Origin of the sequence: Promicromonospora sp. NPDC060204 (genome assembly GCF_042728455.1) — a bacterium.
Classification (GTDB): domain Bacteria; phylum Actinomycetota; class Actinomycetes; order Actinomycetales; family Cellulomonadaceae; genus Promicromonospora.
On sequence record NZ_JBHWZO010000346.1, the window covers coordinates 1 to 5,605 of the forward strand.

The window sequence follows — 5,605 nt, forward strand, 5'->3', positions numbered from 1 at the left end:
CCCGGGAGGACGGGGTGGCCGCCGTGGCGGGGTTGGGGGTGGGCGGGGTGCGCCGCGTCGCCGACTTGGCCCACAAGCGCCGGGTCGACGACGCGCGCAGCCGCCTGCAGCGGCTCGACCCCGCCGACGCCGAGACCTACAACTCCGCGTTCGCCGAGCTCCTGGCGATCGAGAGCGAGCGCCGGGCGCTGCGCGAGAGCGCGTAGGGGTCGGGCTGCTGGTGCTCTTTGGGGGTGCTGGCGCTGGGATCGGCACTTCTCTGGGGTGCTGGTGCTGGTGCTGAGGTCGGCAGTCTCCTGGGTGCCTGCCTCGAGGTCGGCACTCTGCATTGAGGTCGGCACAGCCCTGTGCCGACCTCGACGCAGACTGCCGACTTGGCTGGCTCCGGCCAGGGGAGTGCCGACCTGGTGCGCTCCCGCCAGGGGGCTGGCGACCTCGGGGGGCTGGCGACCTCGCGGGGCTGGCGACCTCGCGGGCTCGCACTCAGGAGGCTGCCGACCTGTCGGAGGTCAGGCCGGCGACGGCGTCGGGTGGTCGCGGCCCAGCAGCTCCGCGTCCAGGGACACGGCGGCCAGCTGGCCCGACGCCGCCGCCATGAGCACCGATGCCATCGGCCTCGGCATCGCCGACGTGTGCGCCATGTCGCCGGCCGCGAACACGCCGGGCAGGCTGGTGCGGGCCATCGCGTCGACCTCGACGGCGCCCGACGGCAGCAGGGTCAGGCCGAGCTGCTGCGCGAACGGCGCGCGCTGACCGAACTCGGCCGCGACGAAGATGCCGCCCACCTCCTCGTCCGGCCCCTCCGCGAGCACGACGCGCGCGCCGTCGACGGTGCGCACCAGCTCCTTGACCGGCTCGGGCCGCACGGCCACCCCGGCGTCGGCCAGCAGGGCGCGGGTGTCCGGGTCGAGGTCGCCGTCGTCGGCCAGGACGGTCAGGCGGCTCGCGATGCGCTCCAGCAGGAACGCGACCCGGGTCACGTGCGGGCCGCTGCCGAGCACCGCGACGGGCTTGCCGCTCAGCTCGTGCCCGTGGCAGTAGGGGCAGACGGCGGCGACGGTGCCGAACAGCGGCTCCAGCCCGGGGATCGCGGGCAGGGTGTCGCGCAGCCCGGTCGCGAGCACCACGGCGCGGGCCGGGGCGGAGTCGGCGCCCAGCTCCACCCGGAACCCGTCGCCGTCCGGCACGACGGCGGTCGCCGCGTCCTCGCGGACGGTCACCGTCGCGTAGGCGGCGAGCTCGGCGCGGGCCAGGGCGCGGAACTCGGCCGGGGGCCGGCCGTCGTTGGTCACCACGTTGTGCATGTGCTCGGCCGTGGCGTTGCGGTACTCGCCGGAGTCGAGGAGCAGCACACGCCGGTGCATCCGGCCGAGGGTGAGCGCGGCCTGGAGGCCGGCGGGGCCGCCGCCGATCACGACGGCGTCGTAGGAGGTCAGGGGTTCTGTGGCGGACATGGCAGGGCTCCGTTTCCCGGGACGTCTTGCGGTACCACCCCAGGATGTGACTTCATGTTGACATGAAGTCAAGCGAGACCTGGTCGGTCGGCGAGACGGCCCGTCGGTTCGGGCTGGAGACCCACGTGCTGCGCTACTGGGAGGACGAGAACCTGCTGCGCCCGGCGCGCGACGGTGCCGGGAGACGGCGTTACGGGCGCGACGACGTGGTGCGCGTGGGCGTCATCGTGCGCAGCAAGGCGGCGGGCATGACGCTGGAGCAGGTGCGCGTCATGCTCGACGCCGGGGCATACGACCGGCACCAGGTCCTGGAGGCGCACATCGCCGACCTGGACCGTCGGATGGCCGACATGGCGGCGTCCCGCGCGATGACGGAGCACGCGCTGCAGTGCCGCGCGCACGACATCGCCACCTGCCCCGGCTTCCGCAAGCACGTGCAGGACGTGCTCGACGGGGTGCGGGAGGGCTTCGTCGTCACGCAGCCCGCGTAACCGTTACGCGGCCTGCGTCACCCTCGGGTTGTCGCGGGGGAGCAGCAGCACCGTCACGATCATCACCGCGGCGCAGGCCACGACGCACCAGAAGACCAGGTGCATGGCGTTCGCCAGCCCCGCCCCCTCGGGCGTGCCGTCCGCGCCGACCACCGTCAGGGCGTTGACCACCGCGCCGAGCGCGGCCACGCCGACGGCCTGGCCGATCGACCGGGCGAACATGTTGGTCGCGGTCACGGCCCCGCGCTCGCCCCAGCCCACGCTGTGCTGTGCGGCGAGCAGGGTGGGCACGGCCACCAGGCCCATGCCGAGGCCGATGACGAACACCGCGGCCGAGATCTGCCACACGGCGGCGTCGGCGTCGAGCAGCAGGGTCAGGAGCGAGCCGGCCAGGACGACCACCGCGCCGATGGTGCTGGTCCAGCGGAAGCCGATCGCCAGGTAGACCCGGCCCGACAGCGTGGCCGCGATGGGCCAGCCGAGCGTGAGCGCCGCGAGGGCGAACCCGGCCACGAGCGGCCCCACGCCGAGCACGCCCTGCGCGTAGATCGGGATGTAGGTGGACAGGCCGAGCGTGATGACGCCGACCATCAGCGACGCCGCGGTCGACGCGCCCACCACCCGGCGGCGCAGCAGCCGCAGGTCGAAGATCGGGTGGGCCGTGCGCCGGGCGGACACGGCGAACGCGACGAGCAGCGCCACGGCCGCGACGAAGATGACGATCGACTGCGCCGAGGCCCAGCCCCAGGCGTGGCCGCCCTCCAGCAGGCCGAGCACCAGCAGCGTGCTGCCGCCCGTGAGCAGCACCGCGCCCACGTAGTCGACGGGCTGGCGCTCGCCGTCGCGCTCCTTCTCGTGGAACTTGAGCCAGATCGCCAGGAGGGCCACGATGCCGATCGGCACGTTGACCCAGAAGATCCAGCGCCAGCTCACGAACTGGCTGAACACGCCGCCGAGGGTGGGGCCGAGCACCGAGGAGACGGCCCACACGCTGGCCATGTAGCCCTGCGTCTTGGCGCGCTCGGCGAGCGTGTAGATGTCGCTGGCGATCGTCATCGACATCGGCAGGATCGCGCCGGCACCCAGGCCCTGCAGCACCCGGAACCAGATCAGGGCCGGCATGCTCCAGGCCACGGCGCACAGCACGGAGCCGAGCAGGAACAGCGCGATGCCCGCGAGGATCACGCGCTTGCGGCCGAACACGTCGGCCAGGCGCCCGTACACCGGGACGGTCACGGCCTGGGCGAGCGTGTACGCGGAGAAGAGCCACGGGACCTGCTCGAACGCGCCGAGCTCGCGCGCGATTGTGGTCGAAGCGGTGGCGAGGATCGTGGCGTCGAGCGCCACGAGCGCCGTGGCGAGCATGAGCGCGCCGAGGATCGGGCCACGGTCGCCGCGCAGGCCGAGCCGCGTGTCGGTGGTGCCGGTGGACGTCGCGGTCATGCCTGGGGTTCCGGGGTGTGCTGCACGACACGTACAAGGTTGCCCGGGGCACCGCCTATTCCCGGTCGCCGGGTGTTTTATTCCCGGCGTCGCCGGGTCAGTCCCGGCGGTTGCCCGGCCAGCCCTCCGGAAGGATGTCGCGTCCGCCGTCGGGCACCACGTCGGCCAGGCGGCCCAGCGTCGCGAAGAACGCCTGGACGTCGTCCTCCCCGGCGCCGATCGCGCCCCGCAGCGTCCGGTCGAACTCGATCGCCTCCGCCTTGAGCCGGCGGAAGAGCGCCTCGCCCTCGGCGGTGACCTCGATGCGCTGCACCCGGCGGTTGGTCTCCTGGCGGCTGCGGACGATCAGCCCCCTGTCCTCCATGCCGCGCAGGTGGTGCGTGAGCGTGGCCTCCCGGATGCCGACGGCGCGTGCGAGCTCGCGCTGGGTGGCGGGCGTGCCCTGGTGCACGGCGAGCAGGATGTGCCAGACCTGCCAGGTCGCGCCCTGCTCGGAGAGCTGCGCGTCGAACGCCCGCATGACGCGGTGCACGGACTGCCACATGGCCACCGCGACCGGCACGGGGCCGGCCTGGCCCGGGTTCACCCCCGCAGCGGGGCCGTCTGGATCGCCGTCGGGCCGTCCGCTTGGTTGCATGGACGCAGGATAGTTCGGTCGTCCCCGAAATGCATTGACGCCTAATCCTTAGATGCCTAACGTTTGTCACCTGGAAGATCCGGTACCGACACGGAGGCTCGACGATGGCCACGCAGGACACCCCCGGCACAACCAGCACCACCAGCACCACCGACCTCTCGCCCGAGGCGCTCGACCGCGCCCTGGCCCCGCTCGCGGCCGCCCTCGGCGACCGCCTGCTCACCCCGGCGTCCGACGGGTTCGCCGACGCCGCCGCCGTGTTCATGGGTGGCGCCGAGCGCACCCCGGCCGCGGTGGCGCGCGTGCGCGACGCCGACGAGGTCGCCACGGCGCTCGCCGTCGCGCACGACGCAGGCCTGCCGGTCGCCGTGCGCGCCGGCGGCCACAACCTCGCCCGGCACAGCCTGCTCGACGGCGGGCTGGTGCTGGACCTGCGCCTCATGGACGGCGTCGAGATCGACCGGGACGCCGGCGTCGGGCGGGCGCAGGGCGGCGTGCTCGCCGGCGACTACATCGCCGCGGCCGGCGAGCACGGCCTGGCCACCGGGTTCGGCGACACCGGCGGCGTCGGCCTCACGGGCCTCGCGCTCGGCGGCGGCATCGGCTACCTCAGCAGGGCCCACGGGCTCACCGTCGACAACGTGCTGGGCGCCGAGGTGGTCCTCGCGGACGGCCGGGTGGTCCGGGCCGACGCCGACGAGAACCCCGACCTCTACTGGGCGCTGCGGGGCGGCGGCGGCAACTTCGGCGTCGTCACCGAGATCGAGCTGCGGCTGCGCGAGCTGCCGGTGGTCACCGGGGGCATGTTCGTCTGGCCCGCCGAGCCGGCCACGCTCGCGGGCGTGCTGACGGCACTGGCCGAGGCGCCCGCCGAGCTGTCCGGCATGGTCAACGTCCTGGTGGCGCCGCCGCTGCCGATGCTGCCCGCCGAGGCGCACGGCAAGCCGATCGTCATGGCGCTCGTGTGCTTCGCCGGCCCGGCGGACCAGGCCGAGGCGGTCTACGCCCCGCTCCGCGCGCTCGCCCCCGTGCACGACAGCGTGGGGGAGATCGCCTACCCCGAGATGTTCGCGGGTGTCGGCGGCCCGGAGGGCGGCATGCCGGGCGACGCCCGGACCGGTTTCCTCGGCGACGGCGCCTGGGCGCCCGACGAGGCGTGGGCCACCGCGGCCGTCGGGGCCGTGCTCGGGGCGCCGCCGGGCGTCGCGGCCGTGAACCTGCGGCCCATGGGCGGCGCGATCGCGGACGCCGACCCGGCGGACACGGCCTTCGCGCACCGTGACGCGGCCTGGATGGTCACGGTGCAGGGCATGACCCCGGCGCTCGACGGGCTCGCCGGGCTGCGGGAGTGGATCACCTCGACGGCCGACACGCTCGGCGTCGGCGGGCGCGGCTACGTGAACTTCATGTCCACCGCCACGGAGCAGGACGTCCGCAACGCCTACCCCGAGGCGACGCTGGCCCGGCTGCGCGAGGTGAAGCGGGCCTACGACCCGGGCAACCTGTTCGCGAGCAACCACAACGTGCGCCCGTGAGACGTGTCAGACGCTCAGGTCACCCGGGTGACCTGAGCGTCTGAC

Annotated in this window: 5 protein-coding genes and 1 pseudogene; 3 read left to right on the forward strand and 3 right to left on the reverse strand. The window is 74.2% G+C overall.

Translation table 11 applies throughout. The annotated features are described in order from the left end of the window. Positions 1-206 (forward strand): annotated as a pseudogene (locus tag ACFWEJ_RS26765) (DNA primase); the annotation flags it as partial. A 303-nt stretch (positions 207-509) separates the two neighbouring features. On the opposite strand, the gene ACFWEJ_RS26770 reads toward ACFWEJ_RS26765, so the two are convergent. Further along, the gene (locus ACFWEJ_RS26770) at positions 510-1,454 is read right to left on the reverse strand and encodes an NAD(P)/FAD-dependent oxidoreductase (RefSeq protein WP_377232214.1); all 945 of its coding nucleotides are present in this window, start codon (positions 1,452-1,454) and stop codon (positions 510-512) included. Between the two features lie 62 nt (positions 1,455-1,516). Between ACFWEJ_RS26770 and ACFWEJ_RS26775 the strand changes: the two genes are divergently transcribed. After that, positions 1,517-1,945 (forward strand): MerR family transcriptional regulator, encoded by a 429-nt coding sequence (locus tag ACFWEJ_RS26775; protein ID WP_377232215.1) that lies wholly within the window; start codon positions 1,517-1,519, stop codon positions 1,943-1,945. 3 nt (positions 1,946-1,948) lie between these two features. Here the strand turns inward: ACFWEJ_RS26775 and ACFWEJ_RS26780 are convergent, their stop codons facing one another. After that, on the reverse strand, positions 1,949-3,388 hold the full coding sequence (locus ACFWEJ_RS26780; RefSeq protein ID WP_377232216.1) for an MDR family MFS transporter: 1,440 nt from the start codon (positions 3,386-3,388) through the stop codon (positions 1,949-1,951). A gap of 97 nt (positions 3,389-3,485) precedes the next feature. Continuing rightward, the gene (locus tag ACFWEJ_RS26785) at positions 3,486-4,025 is read right to left on the reverse strand and encodes a MarR family winged helix-turn-helix transcriptional regulator (RefSeq protein ID WP_377232217.1); all 540 of its coding nucleotides are present in this window, start codon (positions 4,023-4,025) and stop codon (positions 3,486-3,488) included. Between the two features lie 104 nt (positions 4,026-4,129). On the opposite strand from ACFWEJ_RS26785, the gene ACFWEJ_RS26790 reads away from it, so the two are divergent. Further along, positions 4,130-5,560 (forward strand): FAD-binding oxidoreductase, encoded by a 1,431-nt coding sequence (locus ACFWEJ_RS26790; RefSeq protein WP_377232218.1) that lies wholly within the window; start codon positions 4,130-4,132, stop codon positions 5,558-5,560. Positions 5,561-5,605 lie beyond the last annotated feature (45 nt).

Excerpts from the sequence above, each read along its gene's own strand:
- ACFWEJ_RS26770 (WP_377232214.1), bottom strand. The coding sequence starts at position 1,454 with ATGTCCGCCACAGAACCCCTGACCTCCTACGACGCCGTCGTGATCGGC.
- ACFWEJ_RS26790 (WP_377232218.1), top strand. The coding sequence starts at position 4,130 with ATGGCCACGCAGGACACCCCCGGCACAACCAGCACCACCAGCACCACC.
- ACFWEJ_RS26780 (WP_377232216.1), bottom strand. The coding sequence starts at position 3,388 with ATGACCGCGACGTCCACCGGCACCACCGACACGCGGCTCGGCCTGCGC.
- ACFWEJ_RS26775 (WP_377232215.1), top strand. The coding sequence starts at position 1,517 with ATGAAGTCAAGCGAGACCTGGTCGGTCGGCGAGACGGCCCGTCGGTTC.
- ACFWEJ_RS26785 (WP_377232217.1), bottom strand. The coding sequence starts at position 4,025 with ATGCAACCAAGCGGACGGCCCGACGGCGATCCAGACGGCCCCGCTGCG.